17 protein-coding genes and 1 tRNA gene are annotated in these 18,371 nt (G+C 63.3%); 10 read left to right on the forward strand and 8 right to left on the reverse strand.

Annotation, left to right across the window (positions count from 1 at the left end; genetic code table 11):
* The first annotated feature begins 149 nt into the window (after positions 1–149).
* On the forward strand, positions 150–689 hold the full coding sequence (locus MTAI_RS09285; RefSeq protein WP_027887931.1) for a hypothetical protein: 540 nt from the start codon (positions 150–152) through the stop codon (positions 687–689).
* 63 nt (positions 690–752) lie between these two features.
* Here the strand turns inward: MTAI_RS09285 and MTAI_RS09290 are convergent, their stop codons facing one another.
* The gene (locus MTAI_RS09290) at positions 753–1,697 is read right to left on the reverse strand and encodes a tyrosine-type recombinase/integrase (RefSeq protein WP_081698381.1); all 945 of its coding nucleotides are present in this window, start codon (positions 1,695–1,697) and stop codon (positions 753–755) included.
* Between the two features lie 506 nt (positions 1,698–2,203).
* Between MTAI_RS09290 and MTAI_RS09295 the strand changes: the two genes are divergently transcribed.
* The 3 genes from MTAI_RS09295 to MTAI_RS09305 all read left to right on the forward strand — a co-directional run bounded on the left by MTAI_RS09295 (position 2,204) and on the right by MTAI_RS09305 (position 3,551).
* Positions 2,204–2,440 carry a hypothetical protein gene (locus tag MTAI_RS09295; protein ID WP_027887934.1) on the forward strand — a complete coding sequence of 79 codons (237 nt, stop codon included), beginning with the start codon at positions 2,204–2,206 and terminating at the stop codon, positions 2,438–2,440.
* A 27-nt stretch (positions 2,441–2,467) separates the two neighbouring features.
* A complete protein-coding gene (locus tag MTAI_RS09300) occupies positions 2,468–2,707 on the forward strand; it encodes a hypothetical protein (protein WP_131455658.1) in 240 nt (79 codons plus the stop codon).
* A 292-nt stretch (positions 2,708–2,999) separates the two neighbouring features.
* Complete coding sequence (locus MTAI_RS09305) at positions 3,000–3,551, forward strand: hypothetical protein (RefSeq protein WP_027887936.1); 552 nt, start codon at positions 3,000–3,002, stop codon at positions 3,549–3,551.
* 357 nt (positions 3,552–3,908) lie between these two features.
* Here the strand turns inward: MTAI_RS09305 and MTAI_RS09310 are convergent, their stop codons facing one another.
* From MTAI_RS09310 to MTAI_RS09320, 3 genes are all read right to left on the reverse strand, one after another.
* Positions 3,909–4,511: a hypothetical protein gene (locus tag MTAI_RS09310; protein ID WP_027887937.1), complete on the reverse strand. Its 603-nt coding sequence runs from the start codon at positions 4,509–4,511 to the stop codon at positions 3,909–3,911.
* A gap of 211 nt (positions 4,512–4,722) precedes the next feature.
* Positions 4,723–5,901 (reverse strand): tyrosine-type recombinase/integrase, encoded by a 1,179-nt coding sequence (locus tag MTAI_RS09315; RefSeq protein WP_027887938.1) that lies wholly within the window; start codon positions 5,899–5,901, stop codon positions 4,723–4,725.
* 133 nt (positions 5,902–6,034) lie between these two features.
* Positions 6,035–6,109 (reverse strand) — tRNA-Thr (locus MTAI_RS09320).
* 49 nt (positions 6,110–6,158) lie between these two features.
* Between MTAI_RS09320 and rph the strand changes: the two genes are divergently transcribed.
* From rph to MTAI_RS09345, 5 genes are all read left to right on the forward strand, one after another.
* Entirely contained in the window at positions 6,159–6,875 is a 717-nt protein-coding gene (gene rph, locus MTAI_RS09325; protein ID WP_027887939.1) for a ribonuclease PH, read from the forward strand.
* A 90-nt stretch (positions 6,876–6,965) separates the two neighbouring features.
* A complete protein-coding gene (rdgB, locus tag MTAI_RS09330) occupies positions 6,966–7,577 on the forward strand; it encodes an RdgB/HAM1 family non-canonical purine NTP pyrophosphatase (protein ID WP_027887940.1) in 612 nt (203 codons plus the stop codon).
* A gap of 97 nt (positions 7,578–7,674) precedes the next feature.
* The gene (locus tag MTAI_RS09335) at positions 7,675–9,927 is read left to right on the forward strand and encodes an endonuclease MutS2 (RefSeq protein ID WP_027887941.1); all 2,253 of its coding nucleotides are present in this window, start codon (positions 7,675–7,677) and stop codon (positions 9,925–9,927) included.
* 522 nt (positions 9,928–10,449) lie between these two features.
* Positions 10,450–11,124: a response regulator transcription factor gene (locus MTAI_RS09340; protein ID WP_162147914.1), complete on the forward strand. Its 675-nt coding sequence runs from the start codon at positions 10,450–10,452 to the stop codon at positions 11,122–11,124.
* Positions 11,125–11,248: 124 nt separating this feature from the next.
* Positions 11,249–12,670 carry a sensor histidine kinase gene (locus MTAI_RS09345; RefSeq protein ID WP_027887942.1) on the forward strand — a complete coding sequence of 474 codons (1,422 nt, stop codon included), beginning with the start codon at positions 11,249–11,251 and terminating at the stop codon, positions 12,668–12,670.
* Positions 12,671–12,725: 55 nt separating this feature from the next.
* Here the strand turns inward: MTAI_RS09345 and surE are convergent, their stop codons facing one another.
* The gene (gene surE, locus MTAI_RS09350; protein WP_027887943.1) at positions 12,726–13,505 is read right to left on the reverse strand and encodes a 5'/3'-nucleotidase SurE; all 780 of its coding nucleotides are present in this window, start codon (positions 13,503–13,505) and stop codon (positions 12,726–12,728) included.
* Between the two features lie 87 nt (positions 13,506–13,592).
* Positions 13,593–14,072: a transcription elongation factor GreA gene (gene greA / locus MTAI_RS09355; RefSeq protein WP_027887944.1), complete on the reverse strand. Its 480-nt coding sequence runs from the start codon at positions 14,070–14,072 to the stop codon at positions 13,593–13,595.
* 170 nt (positions 14,073–14,242) lie between these two features.
* On the opposite strand from greA, the gene MTAI_RS09360 reads away from it, so the two are divergent.
* Positions 14,243–16,288, forward strand: a complete 2,046-nt coding sequence (locus MTAI_RS09360) for a hypothetical protein (protein WP_027887945.1) — start codon at positions 14,243–14,245, stop codon at positions 16,286–16,288.
* Between the two features lie 31 nt (positions 16,289–16,319).
* Here the strand turns inward: MTAI_RS09360 and MTAI_RS09365 are convergent, their stop codons facing one another.
* Positions 16,320–17,237 (reverse strand): arginase family protein, encoded by a 918-nt coding sequence (locus MTAI_RS09365; RefSeq protein ID WP_027887946.1) that lies wholly within the window; start codon positions 17,235–17,237, stop codon positions 16,320–16,322.
* A 78-nt stretch (positions 17,238–17,315) separates the two neighbouring features.
* Entirely contained in the window at positions 17,316–18,362 is a 1,047-nt protein-coding gene (locus MTAI_RS09370; protein WP_027887947.1) for a phosphotransferase family protein, read from the reverse strand.
* Positions 18,363–18,371: the final 9 nt, after the last annotated feature.

Below are 18,371 nucleotides of genomic sequence, written 5' to 3' on the forward strand. Positions count from 1 at the left end.
TTGGTCAATCCCAAGCGTCGAGGAGGGGATAAAACCCCGCTGGTGGCCCTACGGGCAAGCCTGGTTTCGACAGTAAGCTTGCAGAAACTTTTTCCATGCGGACTGTAGCTTTTTTGACCGTTGGATACTAAACTGGAGGTGGAAACAATATGAAAATGAGATTGGTGAAGGCATCGGTGAAAGCCAGCCCCCGTAGACACCAAATCCAGGCCAACAAGCCCCAGTCCATCGACGAGCCTGGGGCTCAGGCTCAGGCAAAAGCCATGACAGCAGGGTTGGACGAGGCTGAGGTAGAGGCGGTGGTTTCTACCACTGGCCCTGACCACTGGCTTAAGCGTGTGCTCGAGACCCTCGGCAAGCACCCCGACATCCTGCTGACGCTGGTGAGGGTACTGCTCCCGCAGGCGCGGGTGGCAGCGGTGGGCGGCAGGCTGCTGGGCTTGGCCAAGCTGTTGGAGTTGGTAGTGAAAGCGCCACAGCCGTGGATGGCCCGCCCCGTGGCCAAAAACACCACACAGTATGCCGGCAAGCTGGTGGAGGTCATCCACAAGAACCCCGAGCTCGGGCAGATGCTTCTCGAGGCACTGGGGCAGGTGCCCGTACCCCCCCGGCTGGCCCCAGTCCACCGGCTGCTGCAGGGGATGCTTGAGTTCGTGCTGAAGAACAAGGACGGCCAGGGGAAGGCATAGCCCCTCTGGCCTGTAAAAGCACAGACAACCCCCCTCGCGGCGGGGGTTCGGCTTGCCGGTGGCTCAGCGCTTGGCTGACAGCGGACTGCCCTTGCGGTGGGCCTCGATGGCGTCATGGACGCTGAGCTTGGAGTACGTGTCCACCATTTTCATACGTGAGTGGCCCATCAGCTGCTGGATGACCTTGCGGCTCACCGCGTTGGCGTCCATCTCCGTGACCATGCCGCGCCAGAAGGAGCGGGAGGTCATGTGGGGCACCCCTGCCTTGTCACACAGCCGCTCGATGAGCTGGCGCAGGCTGAGGCGGTTCATGGCCCTGACGTGGCCCGCGTACCCGCACAGAAACAGTGCTTGCGACTCGTGCTCGCCGCGCTCCTGCCGCAGATAGCGGTTAATGCGAATGCGTACCTGACGGCTCACCGGCACAATACGGTCCTTGCCGCCCTTGCCCTGGCGGATGAGAACGGTGCCATCGTCGCGCAGGTCGGTGAGCTCGAGGTTACACAGCACGCACGCAGTCCCGAGTCGAAAAGCAGGTTGATGATGGCCTGGTCCCGCAGGGGGTTGCGGGTTTTTCCCGCCGTCGCGAAGAGTTTGTGGAAGACCGACGTCTGCACTACAGGCAGGTCCTTGCGGTCGTCGAGCTTGGGGAAGAAAGCCTTGCGAAAGTCCTTCTTCTCGAAGGGGCTTGGCCCAGCAACAACCTCGTACTCGTGCAACCAGTTGACGAAGGTCTGCACCGGGCGCAGCCGGGTATGCACGGCCGAGTCGGGGAGCTTGTCCTTGGTCTTGCGACCCCAATTCTCCCTTGTGCTGCTGGCGGGTCCAGGCCGCAAAGGTGAGGAGGAAGCGCGCGTTGACCTGGGAGGCGTAGACGACCTCCCGGGAGGCGCAGTAGTCGAGGAACTTGTTCAGGGCGAAGCGGTAGTTGCGGTAGCTGGTGGCGCTCAGTTGCTCTTCCTTGAGGGTCATGAACTCATTGAGCAGGTGACGCAAGGATTCTTCCATCTCGGCCTCCTGCCGGGATGAAATGAACACACCAGTGGTGTCGCTATGAGCACATCATTTCGCGCGATTTTGACAAAAACAGGGATTTGTGCATGTACGTCCGAGACGCATTCGGGAACAAAACGACGACCTCACCCTTACCAAGTGTGGCGGTCAACTCCAAGGTTGCACTCAGGTGAAAGCCTGAGTGAGGATTGAAACACGGAAAGGCCAAACTACCTTTCTTCCCTATACGTCGCACTCAGGTGGGAGCCTGAGTGAGGATTGAAACATGACCCGGCCTGGGCGGATGGGCTGGGTGGTGGCGTTGCCCTCAGGCGAGAGCCTGGGTGCTTTTTTGCCCTGCCGTACCCCCTGCACCCAGAAACACAGCGGGGGTATTCCAGTACTGCCCCCACCCGGGCCCGGGGCTTTTTCGACTTCCGGTGCGGGATAGCAAAGAAAAACCGATGCGCATGGGGTTTGCTGATTTTCCCTTTATTTCTCAATAGGCGACATTGCGAAACATGCCTTGCAGTAATAAGCTGGGCCCATGCACCCCCTCCGGCTGGAAGCGAAAAAACGCAGGGCCGCAGCCCGAGGCCGCCCTGCCGGTCAACCCAGGGCGTGGCCACCGGAGGGGGAGCCGCAACCTGGGGCTGCGCTTCGGGCGGCTGTACCGGGAGCTGGGCTTTGGGGACCGGTACCGGGGGCTGCGCACCCTGCGCCACCGGGCCGGCCCCTACAGGACATCCACGCGGTGAGCTTTTACGGCAAAGGGTGGTGAACTTATGAAAGACTCTCAGTGGAATATGCGGTTGAGCTACCGGCCCGAGAAAGACCGCGAAGGCCTCGACCCGGAGGGGTATGAGCGCCTCTCGTTCTACGGCGACTTTTTTACCGAGGATGAGCTGGCCAGTATTGCCCGTGCGCTTGAGTATGTCCGAAAAAATCCTCTGCCGGACGACCCTGAGGAGCTCGAGGCCCAGGTACGGGAGGCGGAGGAGCGCCGAGGGCGGGAGCAGAAGTAGCGCTACTCCTTGGGGGCCCAGTCGGGCAGGCGGTCTTCCTTGTCCATGCGCCGGAAGGGCACGTTCTCGTAGTAGATGGTTCTGTTGTAACTGGAAGCGCCACTCACCCCAGGAGCCGTCGCTGCCCTTGTAGAGGGCGTGGTAGCCCCAGCCGTAGTCGGGCCTCCACAAAGGCACCTTGTCAAAGCCCACCAGCTTCCAGCGCACCCCGTCCTGCTCAAACTCGATGCGGTCTTTGAAGGGGAAGCGCTCCGGGGGTAGACCGTACTCTGGTTCAGCCCAGCGCTTGCCGATGTTCATACCACCAGTGTACCTGCTGGCGGTGCTGGTGCCCAGGCGAGCGATGTTCCGTTTTGCACCCTATGTGGGTGTAAAGCCACCAGGCCAGCAGTCCTCTTTTGCAGGGCTGCTGAATAACACTACGGGTTTTTTAGCAGACCCGGCCCGTGACTTTCACCAACGAAGCCGCCGGCAGCAGCGGCAACTGGAGGCCGAGCACCGGCGGCAGGAGCGGGCCCGTTGCCTGCGCGAGGCCGAGCGGGCCATGGTGCTGCACGCCAAGGAGGCCAAGCAGCGCTACCTGGAGGGCCGCATTAACGAGACCGAGGAGCGCAATGCCGAGCTGACCGCGTATGTCGAGGAGCTCCAGGGCATCCTGGAGCACACCCTCACGGTTGACGACACCATCAGCTTCGAGTCCCTGCTCATCCGCGAGAGGTTCACCCCGGCCCCGGTCCCCCACGAGCTGGTAGCGGGGCAACCCCGGCCCCAGGAGGCCGCCTTCCTGGGCCAGCTCAAGCCCCCTAGCCTGCTGGAGCGGGCTCTGGGGTTGCAGGGCCTCTAACAGCGGGAGCTCGAGGCCGCCCAGGCCCAGTACCAGGCCGAGCAGGAGGCGGACCGTCCCGGCCAAGGCCTAGCCCGCGCCCGGCGACCCCGCGACGCCGAACAGCGAGCCCGGTTTTTTTCGCCCGAGGGGCGGCGGGCCACCGACCGTAGGCATCGGGCACGGACGCCCGCCGCAGGGCAGGAGGAGCCCTTGCCGCCGCGCCCCGGACGGCCTGTCCCTTCCCCCATCCCGGCGTTCGGCCCTGGCGAGCTGTGAGGACCGGGCTCGCTCCATTCCCGTCGGCACCCACGGCGTTCGAGTCCCCCATGGCGAAGACGGCGGCCCCTCGCCGCCGTCGCCAGCCCGCCGGGGTGATTAGGGGTCCTTGCGCTGGTGGCGCTCCTCGTAGGCCTGCAGCTCGGCCTTGACCTGTTCGGGGTCTTCCGGAAGGGGGTGCATCATGCGCTGTTCGCGCAGCACCTGGGCGATTTCCGCCAGTTCCTCCTGGGTCAGGAAGTCGCCGTAGAACTCCAGGTTCTCGTAGCCGTCCGGGTCCAGTCCCTCATGGTCCTTCTGGGGTTGGTAGGACAGGCGTGTGAGCCTGGGGCGCTGCCCCTCCTGCTCCGCCTCGGCGAAGGCCTGGCGCAGCTCCTCGAGGAACTCGGGGCGCTCCGCTTGCAGGCGGCGCGCGGTCTCCCGCGCGACCTCGCGCCACACGTCGCGGGCCTGCTGCCCCGAAAGCCCGGCCCCCTTGCCCCGGCGCTTGAGTTTCGGCCCGGTGACCTGCAAGCGGGCCGGGATTTCGAGTTCGAGAGTGACCTTCAAGCCGGCCGGGCTTTCGAGCTCGATGGTCTCAACCTCCGGCTCGTCCCCCTGCGCTCCAGGCCCAGCCTGTTCGGGCGACGGCGATTCCCCCTGCCCCTCGCGCTCGGGAGCCTCAAGCCCGCGCTTTTTCGAGTCGTCCCGGATATCTGCCATCACACCTCCTGCATCCGCGCGGCTTGGCGGGACATCCCCAGCAGGACCGAGGCGTCACAGCTAATAGCCATCTTGCCTGTCAGGATAAACGGTCTCGTGCCCCATGACTACCTCACCAGGACGTCAGCAGGAAGGGGATATGGCTGGGAGTGGAAATCCGCCTGCTGCCTGTGGACGAGAAGCCCGCCGGTGGGTCGGCGGGCGAGCAGGGCTAGGCGGGGGCCTGCTCCTGGTCCAGCAAGGCGTCCATCACCTGCGCCGCCTGGGTGAGCTCGTCGCTGTAGAGGTGGCGGTAGAGACGGGCGGTGAACTCGGGGGTGGAGTGGCCTAGAGTCTTGGAGACTACCTCTAGGGGCACCCCCCGCAGCCGGGCCAGCGAGGCATACGAGTGCCGCAGCCCATGGAGAGTGATGTACGGCAGCCCGGCCTCCTGCACCAGGCGGCGGAATGTAGCGGTGAGGCTGGTGGGGTAGGCGGGCCTGCCGCCCCGGCCCAGCAGCACGTACTCGGGCTCAGGCCAACCCTTCTTCCTGGCCTCGGCGAGCTGCTTCTCCCGCAGTTCGCTCAGCATCGCCAACAGCCGGGGGCCGAGGGGTAGGCGGCGCTGGGAGAGCTCGGTTTTGGGGGTGCCCTCCACCGTCTCGCGCCGGGCGCGGGTGCGGTTGTTGTCCACAGTCAGGGTGCCCTTCTCGAAGTCGATGCTCGACCACCTCAGGCCGTTGATTTCCCCGCGCCTTAGCCCGGTGAGGGCGGCCAGGTGCAGCACCGCTTCATAGCGGTGGCCCTTGACGTGCTTGAAGAAGGCGCGGGTCTGCTCAGGGGTCCAGACCTGCTTCTTGGAGACCTTGGGGCGGGGTGGGTCCACCCCCTGGGTAGGGTTGGAGGGGATGAGCCGCCACTCCACCGCCTGGTCGAGGGCCATCTTGAGCACCGCGAAGGCGTAGTGGGTGGTGCGCTCGCTGTAACGGCGCACAGACTTGCCAACTATGTAGGTGTCGCGGCGCATCCGGGTGATGAAGTCCTGGATGAGCAGCGGGTGGAGCTGCCCGAGCTCGGTGGTGCCCAGGTAGCGCTTGAGGTGGGCCGCCGAGTGTTGGTAGGAGGTGTAGGTGGTGAGCTTGACCTTGTTCTCCTGGTGGGCTAGCCAGCGGTCGAGGTAGTCGCCCAGGGTGACTTTCTCGGGCTTGACCACCAGGCCCCTGCCGTGTTGGGTCACCAGGTTGGCGAGGGCTAGCTCGACCTCCTTGCGGGTCTTACCCCGGATGCGCTTGCGGATGCGCCTGCCGTCCGGGGAAAGGCCGAGGTCAATCTCGCCGACCCAGCCGCCGCGCTGCTTGTCCTCGAATACTGTGCCAGCGCCTTTTCCTCTCCTGCGTGTCCTGCGTGCCATCGTCGTTGGTGTTCCTTTCCGCTCCGGTATAAAGACTTTGATTGCCTACCAAATGGCTACCATAGCAGACAAAAGCCCCCCTAGGGGGGCTTTTGCACATCGAGGATTTTTGCGTCCTGGGCCTTATTCTTACTGGAGCCGGTGGTCGGATTTGAACCGACGACCGCTCGATTACGAATCGAGTGCTCTACCGCTGAGCTACACCGGCAGGCCTTGGTTATTTTAGCGGCAAGAGCGCATGTGGTAAAGTCTCGGCGATGAAACGCAAGGATGGCCGCGCGGCCGAGGAGTTGCGCCCCCTCACAATACGCATGGGTTATGTGCACTACGCCGAGGGTTCGGCGCTGGTCGAGCTGGGGCATACCAAGGTGCTTGTCAATGTTTCACTAACCGATGGGGTGCCCCGGCACGTCTCGGGCCGCCAAGGCTGGCTGATGGCCGAGTACAACCTGCTGCCCCGCTCCACCAAAGAACGTAAAGAGCGTGAACGCCAGAAAATATCGGGCCGCACCGCGGAGATTCAGCGTTTTTTGGGGCGGGCTTTCCGGGCTGTGCTGGACTTGAGCCTGCTGCCTAACAAAACCGTGGTGATAGATGCCGACGTAATTCAGGCCGACGGCGGAACCCGCGTGGCCTCGCTTTTGGGGGGCTATGCGGCGCTCTATATGGCCATGGATCGGCTGGTCAGGCAAGGCAAGCTGGACGAATGGCCCCTTACCGAGTTCGCTGCGGTGAGCGTGGGCTGGATGAGCGACAATAGCCTGCTGCTCGACCTAACCCAGCTCGAGGATGAAAACGCCTGGGCCGACCTGACCGTGGTAGCGACCCAGTCCGGCGACATCATCGAGCTGCACGGGGCAGGGGAAGGCCGTCCAGTACCCAGAAGCACCTACCAGGCCATGCTGGAGATGGGTCTGACGCATATACCCGAGCTGGTGCGCCGGGTGCACGCCCAGCTCAAGAACCGCGTCTGAGGAAGCATGCCAAACCGCCCAGGCCCGCAACCTCAACAGAACACCACGGCAACCCATCCGCTCAGCTTTTTATGGATTAAGATAGTATAGATGCATCTGTTGATCGCCACTTCCAACCCAGGCAAGTTTCGTGAGATTCGGGAAGGGCTCGCGCCTTTGGGTTGGACGCTGTTTTCCTTGCTCGATTATCCCTTCAAAATGCCGCCCGAGGAAGGCTCTACCTTTGAAGACAATGCCGTGCTCAAAGCGGCCTTTGCCGCTAAGCAGAGCGGACTGCCCACCCTGGCTGACGACTCGGGCCTCGAGGTCGCTGCTCTAGGGGGCGAGCCCGGGGTCTACTCGGCCCGTTATGGCAACAAAAAAACCGACACCGAGCGCAATGTATACCTGCTCGAGCGCCTTAAGGGTGTCCCCCCATCCGAGCGCAAGGCCCGGTTTGTGGCCGTGCTGGTGATGGCCTATCCCGATGGCTACATGGAGCTTTACCGGGGCGAGACCGAGGGAGAGATCCTCGAGGCCCCCCGTGGGGAGTGGGGCTTTGGCTACGACCCTTTGTTTTATCTGCCCGAAGCTGGCAAGACCTTTGCCGAGATGACCCTCGAGGAAAAGGCCGCGTACTCCCACCGGGGCAAGGCTTTGCGGCAACTTCTCGAGGCCCACAAGCTCGGGCTGGCTCGCAAGGAACAACCTTTGCAGGAATAGACCCTTCCCGCGCCGGCACAGCGAGCATACGAAGCAAACCTGACATACGTCCTATCCTGCTGGGCTGGCTGGGCTATACTGACCCTTTGGGTTAGGTATGCTCGAGGTCACTGAATCGCTGGACTTTAATCGCATTCGCCAGGCTTTGGCCGAACGGGCCTCCACCTCCATCGGTCGGGAAGCCCTGCTGGCCCTGCAGCCCAAAAGCACCCTCGAGGAAGCCCAGAGGCAGCAGGAGATCGTAGCCGAAGCCCTGGCCTATCCCTATCGGCTGGGGGGCACGTCCGACCTGCGCCCTCCCCTGGCCGCCGCCCGCCAGGGCCTGCGCTTGGAAGGCCCCCAGCTACGGGAGGTGGCGGCAAGCCTCGAGGCCGTTGTAGCGCTCAAGCACGAGCTGCTGGAGATCGGTGTGCACCTGAAAACCCTGGCGGGCCGGATCGGCGAACACACCTATTTTTTGCGGCGCATCCGGGAGTCGCTCGACGAAGCGGGCAACGTGCGCGACGAGGCCACCCCCCGGCTGCGGGAGATTCGCAGGCGGGTCAACCCGCTGCGCGAGCGCATTCAGGATCGGCTCTACCAGCTCATGGATCGAAACCCGGAGGCCATCCAGGAGCGCTTTGTAACCATCCGACGCGACCGCTACGTAATTCCAGTCAAGGCCAGCCATCAGAATAAGCTCCCCGGCATCGTGCTGGATCAGTCCGATTCCAAGCTGACCGTATACCTCGAGCCCGCCTCGGTGGTGCCCCTGAACAACGAGCTCGCCAGCCTGCGGCTCGAGGAAGAGGCCGAGGTGAACCGGGTGCTCTTCGAGCTTTCCGCTATTCTAGCCAGCGACCCGGAGCTCGAGGCCACCCTGCAAGCCCTGAGCGAGCTCGACATAGCCCGGGCCGCGGCCAGCCTGGCCGAAGACTGGAGGCTGGTGCGACCCCGCCTGAACCGAGATGGAGTCTACCAGCTGCAGGCCGCCCGCCACCCTCTGATTGCAAATCCCGTCAGCAACGATATTGCCCTCACCCCACACAACCGCATCCTGCTCATCACCGGCCCCAATATGGGCGGCAAGACCGCGCTGTTGAAAACCCTGGGCCTTGCCGTGCTGATGGCCCAGTGCGGACTGTACGTGGCCGCCGAGCAGGCCGATCTGGCCTTTCCAGACAAACTATTTGTGGACATAGGCGATCAACAGTCGCTGCAGGAGAGCCTCTCAACCTTTGCCGCACACCTGCTACGGCTCAAAGAGGTGCTGGAAGCCGCCACCCCCCACAGCCTGGCCCTGATTGACGAGCTCGGCTCGGGCACCGACCCCGAGGAAGGCGCCGCCCTGGCCCAGGCCTTCGTGGAGGGGCTGCTGGCTAAAGGGGTGCGCGGCCTGATCACCACCCACCTTTCCCCCCTCAAGGCCTTTGCCCAGGACACCCCCGGCGTGCAAAACGCCTCGATGCGCTTCGACCTGGAACGCCTGCGCCCCACTTATCAGCTAGTGGTCGGGGCTCCCGGACGCAGCTATGCCCTCTCGATCGCCCGTCGGCTGGGCTTTCCACGCGAGCAGCTCGAGCGGGCCGAAGCCCTGTTGGGCCCCGAGGGGGGGCGCCTGGAGCGTCTACTGGCCGCGCTCGAGGCCGAACGCGAGCGCCTGCATACCCTCCAGCAAAAAGCCCAGGCCCAGCAGCAGGAAACCGCCCAGCTCCAGCAGGAACTGGCGCGGCAGCTGGCCGAGCTGGCCGGGCAAAAAGAGCGCCTGATCGAGGAGGCCAAAGCCCAGGCCGAGCAGATCGTCAAAGAAGCCCAGGAGCGCATCCGGCAAACCCGCGAGCGCAGCAAAACCCAGGGCCAGGGCCAGGCCCTGCAAGAGCTTATTCAGCTGCGCAGCCGCTACCAGCGCCCGCAGAAGGCCGCCCCCAGCAACCCCGGCTTGCAGGTAGGGGCCGTCGTCGAGGTGCCGGAGTATGGGGGTCGGGCCACCATCGTGGAGCTCAGGGGCCAGGAAGCCGTCCTGCAGATGGGGGCCGTGCGGCTCACCCTTCCAGTGGAGCGCCTTCAGCCCAAACCCACCCCCCCGTCCAGCCCCTCAGCCGGAGGTGTGGCCCATAAAGCCAAAATTCCCACCGAACTCAACCTGCGCGGCCTCACCGTAGAAGAAGCCCTGCTGGCCGTGGACGACTACCTGGCCGAGGCCAAAGCCACCGCCACCACCCCCGTCCGCTTGCTGCACGGTAAGGGCACCGGGGCCTTACGGAATGCGCTGCGCGAATCGCTCAAGCGCGACCGCCGGGTGGAGAGCTTCCACGATGCCGTGCCCTACGAGGGCGGCCATGGGGTAACCGTGGTGCATCTACGCATCTGATACCAGATTCGGTTAGTTCGCCACCGAATGGTGACGAACTAACCCGACCGAAGGGAGTGCTCTAGGATTCAAAAAGATAGCCTCTGGAGGTCTTTGCTTTGGAAGATTATCTTTTTGAATCCGGTATGATACGGAATCTAGGTAAATAGTCATACCAAATCCCGGTCTGGAAAAACTCCAGCGGACCGCAAGGAGCAGGGTGCCACCAGGGGCACTCCGGGCGCATCTGGGGGTGGTGGGGCTGGGAGCGGCTTTCCGATGTGTGATGATTCACCTAAACTTGGTATGAAAAGGCGGGATTTGCAGGCAATACCGGATAAAGATAGTCCAAGACCTGCATCCCTCGAGCACACCCCTTGCCAGGCCCGGCGAAGAAAGCGCATCTCGCCGCCTTCTAGCCCCGAATCAACCGCATCTGGTAGAAGTGCTGGCTCTCATATGAATGCCCAAAAATGAGAGTATACTTAGTTAGATAGCCATCATTCTCATGAGAAGTGCAGCTACCCTGCTGGTATGGAAAGCATGGATCAACCCCTAATCCTGATCGTCGAAGACGAAAAGGACATCGCCCGCTTTATCGAGCTCGAGCTTCAGGCCGAAGGTTACCGAACCGAGGTGGCCTACGACGGCATCACCGGGCTGTCGCGCTTTCGCGAGACCAACCCCAACCTGGTGGTGATGGATCTGATGCTACCGGTCATGGACGGCCTCGAGGTGGCCCGCCGGATTCGCAAAACCTCCAACGTACCGATCGTTATACTGACCGCCAAAGATCGGGTCGAAGACAAGGTGGAGGGCCTGGATGCCGGGGCCGACGACTACCTGGTGAAGCCCTTCAGCATCGAGGAGTTGCTGGCCCGCATCCGCGCCCACCTGCGCCGGGTAACCCCCGCCATTACCGGCGAAATTCGGGTCTCCGACCTGATCATCAACCTCGAGGGACGCGAGGTCTACCGCTCAGGCCGGCGCATCGAGTTCTCCAATAAGGAGTTCGAGCTGTTGGAGCTGCTGGCTAAGAGCCCTGGCAAGGTATTCAGCCGCTTCGAGATCGAGGAAAAGGTCTGGCCCGGCTACCAGGGCGGCTCCAACGTGGTCGACGTGTACATCGGCTACTTGCGGAAGAAGCTCGAGGGCGCCGGTGAGCGCCGCCTGATACACACCGTGCGGGGTGTGGGCTACGTGTTACGCGAAGACTAAGCGCAAAAGCGCGGTTCCACCCACCGCCTCTGCGGGCATAAAGCGCACACAGCCTGCACACTCGCCCGTACAATAACTGCTGCACTGTCGCTGTACCCAGCGTTCAGCACACCCAGGCCCATCCATGACCCTCCGCACCCGCATTACCCTGCTCACGCTGGCTTTGCTGGCCTTTTCCCTGCTGCTCATCGGGGGATCGGTCTACGGCAGCTTGCAGTTTACCCTGTACGACAACCTGCGCCGGGAACTGATCGAGACCTCGCAAACAGCCCAGCGCCTCATCCGTGAACAGGGCGATCTGGAAGGCTTGCCACTTACCGTCTACGGCCAGGCCCTGTGGGTGCCCTACCCCAACCCCACCCCCAGCGACATCCTGCAAGGGGCCGCCATCCCCATCGCCAAGTCGCTGGCTATGGGTGATGCCAGCCTGACCCTTTCGGAAAAAGGTTTGCAGGAGGTGTTGCGCTCCGGTGGTTTTTACACCCAAACCACCCTCACCCGCGCAGATGGCAGCCAGATTCCCTTGCGCTTGCGGGCCGAACGTCTGGTAACCGAGATCGCCGGCATTCCCCAGGGCCCCCAGTTGGTCATCCTGATGGTGGGCAAGTCCACCGAGGGCATCCAGAGCACCCTCACCAACTTTGCCCGCACCTACACGGCCACCGCCCTGCTGGTACTGGTTTTTGGCGGTCTGCTGGCTTTCCGGCTGGTTCGACAAACCCTCGAGCCCCTCGAGTGGGTAGCTAAAAAAGCCGAACAGGTGAGCAATAAACCCGAAAAACTACCAGAGCTGGAAGGCAACAACGAGGTGGCCTCGCTGGTTAAGTCGCTCAACCGGATGCTCGCGCGGCTCGAGAGCGCCTGGGAGACCCAGGGCCGTTTTCTAGCCGACGCTTCCCATGAGCTGCGCACACCGGTAACAGCCATTCTGGGGCATGTCAACTATTTGCTTCGGCGCACCCAGATTACCGAGCAGCAGCGCGAAAGCCTCGAGATCATCAAGCGTGAGTCCGAACGGATGCAAAAGCTGGTGGGAGACCTGCTCGAACTCTCCAAAACCGGCGGGAGCTGGAAGATTGAGCTGGGTTCGGTGCACCTAAAAACCGTGCTCAACGAGATTGAGGAAGAATACAGCAAGAGCTTCGAAGGCCAAATTGAGGTGCAGGCCCCCGAGCACGTATGGGTGCTGGGCGACCCCGAGCGGCTGCATCAGGTCATGGCCAACCTGGTTTCCAACGCCATCAAAGCCGGTGCCACCCGGATCCGGCTCATCGTGCTCGACCTGACCGAGCGGGCTGTCGTCCGGGTAGAAGACAATGGTGAGGGTATCAGCAAAGAGCACCTTCCCCACCTGTTCGAGCGCTTTTATCGGGTTGATAAGGCCCGCGACCGTGCCCGCGGTGGTAGTGGGCTGGGGCTGGCCATCGTGCGTTCGATTGTGGAGGCCCACGGGGGCCATGTCTGGGCCGAGAGCGAGCTGGGCAAAGGCTCTGTTTTTAGCATCTCCCTCAAGAAGACCACAGCCCCCCACCCCCAACTGGCCTAGCGCTTTCCCAGGCCCGTCCTATGAGAAGATCGGGGCTTCCTGCCCACCACCAGGTTCAACCCCTGGCCGTCTTTGTCTTTTTGGGGACGCGCACCCTGAACTTCCGCTCGAGCTCCTCTGCAAATGCGTAGTTGGTGTAGTCCAGGGAAATGGGGGTAATGGATATGAATCCCTGCTGCACCGCCCAGTAGTCGGTGCCTTCCTCCAGCTCCGCGGTGGGCTTGCCGGCCACCCAGTAGTAAGGCCGCCCATCGGGGTCTTCCCGCTCGACGATGGTGTCTTCATAGCGGTGGGTGGAGAGGCGGGTTACCTTAACCCCTTGTGGGGTGCGGTTGGGAAAATTTACGTTGAGCAGGGTTTTGTTGGGCAGACCATGCTTCAACACCCAGCGGACAATCGGCACCGCATAGCGGGCCGCCTCCTCAAAGCGCAGCTCCTCGCCGGAAGCGTCCAGGCTAAAGGCAATCGAGGGGATCCCCAACGAGGCCCCTTCCAGGGCCGCAGCCACCGTGCCCGAATGGGTCAGATCAAGGCCCATATTGACCCCGATGTTAATACCCGAGACCACCAGATCCGGCCAGCCCAGCAGCCGGCTGCCCAGTACCACGCAGTCGGCAGGGGTGCCATCCACCCGGTAAGCCGGGATCTCCCCAAAGCCTGCCGAGGCGGTGTGCTTGAAGCGCAGAGGGCGTCGGAAGGTGATGCTATGCCCTACCCCCGACTGCTCCACATCGGGGGCCACTACGTTAACCTCGGCCAGCTCACGCAAAGCAAAAGCCAGCGCCTTGATTCCAGGCGAAAAGATACCGTCGTCGTTGGCTACTAAAATTCGCATACTCAAAAAGCCGAAAGGCTAGAACATCCAGACGGCAGGCCACGGCCCCATTCATCCGACCGTTGCCCGATACCGTCCAACCGATGCTTAAGCGTATAGAAGTTCGACCACCACGTAGGTCTGGCTGCCTTTGGGGCCTTTGACGTGTACCTCATCGCCCACCTTTTTGCCCATCAGGGCCTGGCCCAGGGGCGACTCGTTGGAAATTTTGCCGCTGAACACGTCGGCCTCATGGCTGCCCACCATGGTTACATTCATGCGCTGGCCGGTGGCGGTCTCGAGCGCCACCGTTACGCCTATCTGTACCTCGGTAGGAACACCATTCCCCGACTCCACAATCTGCACCCGGCTAAGGATGTCCTCGAGCTCGGCAATGCGGCTATTGTTCTGCCACATGGCCCGGCGCGCCTCGTCGTAACCGGCATTTTCACGCAAATCGCCCTCGGCGATGGCCCGGCCCATCTCTTCGGCAATTTGCTGCATCTTCTCGGTTTTCAAGTAGGCCAGCTCCTGTTCGAGCCGTGCCTTGCCTTCCGCGGTAAGGTATACCGGTTTTTTATCGGACATTCAACAAAACCTCCAGGAGCCTACCCAAGGTAGACCCGAACCTTAGTATAGTACAGCCGATGGCAAGCCGGGGCGAGTATAAGTTTTTATCGGATTTTATCGCAATTGGACGCTGCAACTGCTCGAGATAGGTTTTACGATCTCACTTTTTCGTGGAATAAAATGGCGCCATGCGCTGGATTGCGGGTGTTCTCCTTTGGGGCATGGCACTGGCCCAGAGCCTAACCGTGCCCCCCGAAGCCCAGGTTGGGCAGGCCCTGGAAATACGAGGGGCCGACTTCCCTCCAGGCCGCTATGTCTTGAAAATCTCCTCCGAAACCGCCACCACCGAGGTCAACCTCGAGACCTTTGAGGGCAACCTGGCTACCACCTGGACCCCCCCGGCTGCGGGTGAGTACAGAATTAGCATCCAGGTGGGCGAACGCACCCTCGAGGTTAGAACCACGGTGCGCGCTGTTGCCAGTCCCACCCCACCCGCACAGAACGCACCCGGCACGCCAGCCCTCACCCCCGACGGGCTGGTGTTGGGCGGTTGGAAGTTGCCGCTCAAGGGTGCATGGATCGGCCCAAAGGTGCTGGGGCAGCGGGCCTTTATCGCTCGAGGCCCGCTGCTGCTGGAAATTGATCTGCAAACGCCCAGGGTGGTTGCTCAACACTATCCACCAGGGGAGGTTCGGGCCCTGGAGGCCGATACCGAGCTGACCGTTCTTCTAGAGGATGGGCGGCGGTTGGGCCTCGGGGCTTTCGCCGGCAAACCCTACGAAGGGCGCTGGGAAAGCCTGGCCATCATTCGGGAGTACCTTGACACGCTGGCCGCAGCCAATGCCCGCGGGCTGGATCAGAGTCCGGACTCCAACCGCCCCTACTGGTATTACTTTAGCCTCGATATAAACAGCCTCCGCCCAGCCGACCTCGAGGCCGTTGGCCGGGACTTGCTGCAGCGCGGCCACCGCCCCGAGCTGGCCTGGGGCGAGGGGGTGATGCGCTGGCTCGAGCCCTGGCTGTTGCAGATCCGGGTTGCACGCCGGCAGGGGCTCGAGCAAAGCCTGCTGTGGTCGGACTTTTTCCTAAAGTATCTACCCCAGCTACCCGGTGCCAGAACCCTGCTATGGGAGCAGGTGGGCTGGCTCGAGGCCCAGGGTCGTCCTGACCTGGCCCAGCGTTACCGCGCAGCTTTGCAGCAGGTGGCCGGCTGGCAAACCCCCCTGACTTCCACCAACCTATCCCTGGCAACCTGGGTGCTGCTTGGATTGTACGGCCTGATGCTGCTATACCTGACCCTGATGTACCTGCCAGCCCAGCTTCGCGGGGTGCGACCAAGCGGGGGCTGGCTGCTAGGCTGGTTACGGCATCCCTTGCTACGGCTGCGCCACAGCGTGCTGGCCTACACCACACTGGGCGAGCGGGCTGTGCTGTTGTTGCTGTTTCTACTGGCCGCTTCAGCCTTGCTGGCCTGGGGTGTTATGGCCCGCTCCGAAGCCCTCCTGGCCCAGGACAGCCTCATGCGGGGCACACTGCGCTCGAGCGCAGCCGCGGAAACCCTGCGCAGCTTTGCCAACACCGCACCGCTGCGTGGACTGCTGGCCTATGCCCTGGCAAAAGAAAACCCCAGTGAGTCCCAGCGGCTTTACCAAGAAGCCCCTCCCTGGACTTACATCCTGGTAGGGCGCGGCACCCCCGAGGCCCTGGCCCAGGCCTATCAGCAGGCCCCTACCTCGGCGGCTGTGCAGGAGGCCCTGGGCCTGGGGGGCGACTTCTGGACGGCAGTTTACCGTGAAGCCGGTGTGGCGCGGGATGCTGTTCCTACGCCCCGAATCATTGCCACCGCAGTAGGCCTGAGTAATTTGCAGGCCCTGGCTGCAGATTTCCCGGCCACCTGGCGCAACCTGCCCATCTGGCCCAGCCCGCTGTGGGCCTGGACTGCTGCTGTGCTCATCCTGCTGTTCGCAGCCTACCACCTGCTTTGCTTCTTCCTCCCCAAGCCGCAAAGCGTGGCCCCCAGCCTGGCCTGGCGGCGAGCGGTGCAGTTTTTTTTCCCGGGCAGCCCTACCTACAGCCAGGGCTGGGGCCTGCTTGTCTTGCTGGCTTTCGGCGGCGGTCTATGGCTGTGGCGGCTGGGCAACGACTGGGGGGTTGCGCTGGCCGGTACGGCCCTGGGCCTGCACCTGCTACTGTGGACGCTGCTGGTTTTTCGGGGCAAAGCCAAGGCCCCATAAACCCTTCCCGAAGGCTTCTGTACATTACCGCTCAACCGGCCCAGCAGGCCAGCACCTCGGCCAGGAACCGCGCCCCCACCAGGGCCGAAAGGCCCCCTGGGTCGAGGTTGGGGGCCAGCTCCACGAGGTCGAAGCCTACGAGTTCGTTTCGCCGGACGGTTTCGGCCACCACCGCTATCGCCTCCCCATAGGTCAGGCCCTCCACCTCGGGGCTGCTGGTGCCGGGCAAAATAGAGGGGTCGAGCACGTCGGCATCGAAGCTCAGGTAAACCTTCTGGCCCTTGGGAAGCTGGGCCAGTGCCCAGGGCAGGTTCTCCCGCACCCTGGAGGCGGTAATCAGGGTATGGCCCCGGTTTTTGGCTGCTTGGTAGGCCTCGGGGCTGGTGCGCAGGCCGCGCAGCCCCACCACGGTGATGTGCCTGAGACCTGGAACATCTTCCACCGCCCGACGGAAGGGGCTGCTGTTGGAAAAGCGGGTTGCGTTGCGGCTATCCGAGAAGTCCAGGTGGGCGTCGAGCTGGACGATGTGGAGCCCCTCGAGGTCGTCGTAGGCCCGCAAAATTGGGTAGGTGACCGAGTGATCACCCCCCACAAACACCGGCAGTTTCACCCGCTCACGCAGGGCGCGGGCCGCCTCGGTGATGCGGCGGAAGGTCTCGGGGTACTCGAGCTGGGCCGGGTCCACATCGCCCGCGTCCACCAGGCGCACGCCCTTGAGGCGGTAGGTCTCGGTCTCGAGGTCGAACCACCCCTCCGGCCCCGGTGCGTAGCGCCCGCTGGCCTCGCGCAGGGCGTTGGGGGCAAAACGGGCGCCGGGGCGGTAGCCCACGGCAAAGTCGTAGGGCAGGCCCAGAAAGCCCACGTCGGCGGCCCAGGGCTCGTTCAGGGGGCGGTGGGGTGCTTTGAAAAAGGTGGCCGGGCCGGTAAAAGCGAGTTCGCTGTATCGCATAAGGCATATCCCTGGTTTGCATTGCTGAGCTTCTTATAGTAGCGCCCAGCAACACGCCATACAGCGTATCCTACACGTCTAAACCTGGCCTGTGGCGATGGCCTTCTGTATCTTCTGGCCAATTTCCCGGATCAAATGTATCAGCACCGCGAAGCGCTCGTCGCGGGTGAGACCCTTCTGGTAGCGGGCGTAAATCTGCTGCATAATCACCCCGACCTTAAAGAGCCCGTACACGTAATAAAACACAATATTATCCACGCTGCGACCGCTGCGGGCCGCATAGGCTTCGACCAGCTCGGCCCGGCGCAGGTTGCCCGGTAGATGGGTCAGGCCAAAACGCCGCAGGCCCGGCGGATCGTCGGGCTCTGCCCAGTAGCCCAGGGTGGTGCCCAGATCCATCAGGGGGTCGCCCAGGGTGGCCATCTCCCAGTCCAGCACGGCCACCACCTGGGTTAGGTCGGCGGGGTTCAGCATCAGGTTGTCGTATTTGAAGTCGTTGTGGATCAGGGCGGCGCTCGAGCCGCTCGGGATGTGGGCGGCCAGCCACTCCATGGCCTGCTCCATGCCGGGCACCGTCTCGGTGCGGGCCTTCTGGTAGCGCTCCGTCCAGCCCCGCACCTGCCGCTCCACATAGCCCTCGGGCCGGCCCAGGTCGCCCAGACCGGCTTTCTGATAGTCCAGGCTGTGCAGCTCGACCAGGGCCTCGAGCGCGGCCTCGCAAATCCCCCGCATGCGCTCCGGGGTCAGGTCGGGCGGGGGCTGGGTGCGCAGGATCACCCCGTGCAGGCGCTCCATTACATAAAACGGGGCCCCCAGCACGCCCTCGTCGGCGCAGTACAGGAGGGGCTGGGGCACCTTGGGGTAGACCGGCTTGAGGGCCGAGAGAATCCGGTACTCGCGGGCCATGTCGTGGGCGGTCTTGATGTTGGCCCCAAACGGCGGGCGGCGCAACACCAGCTCCCGCTCGCCCAGCCTGAGCAGGTAGGTCAGGTTGGAAAAACCGCTGGGGAACTGCAGCACCTCGAGGCGGCCCTTTGCCCCTGGCAGGTGCTCCAGCAGGTAGGCCTGCAGCCGCACAATGTCCAGCTCTTCGCCGGGTCGGGTGGGGGCGGGTTGGTCGGTCATGGCAGTACC

Origin of the sequence: Meiothermus taiwanensis WR-220, from assembly GCF_003568585.1 — a bacterium.
GTDB classification, from domain to species: domain Bacteria; phylum Deinococcota; class Deinococci; order Deinococcales; family Thermaceae; genus Meiothermus; species Meiothermus taiwanensis.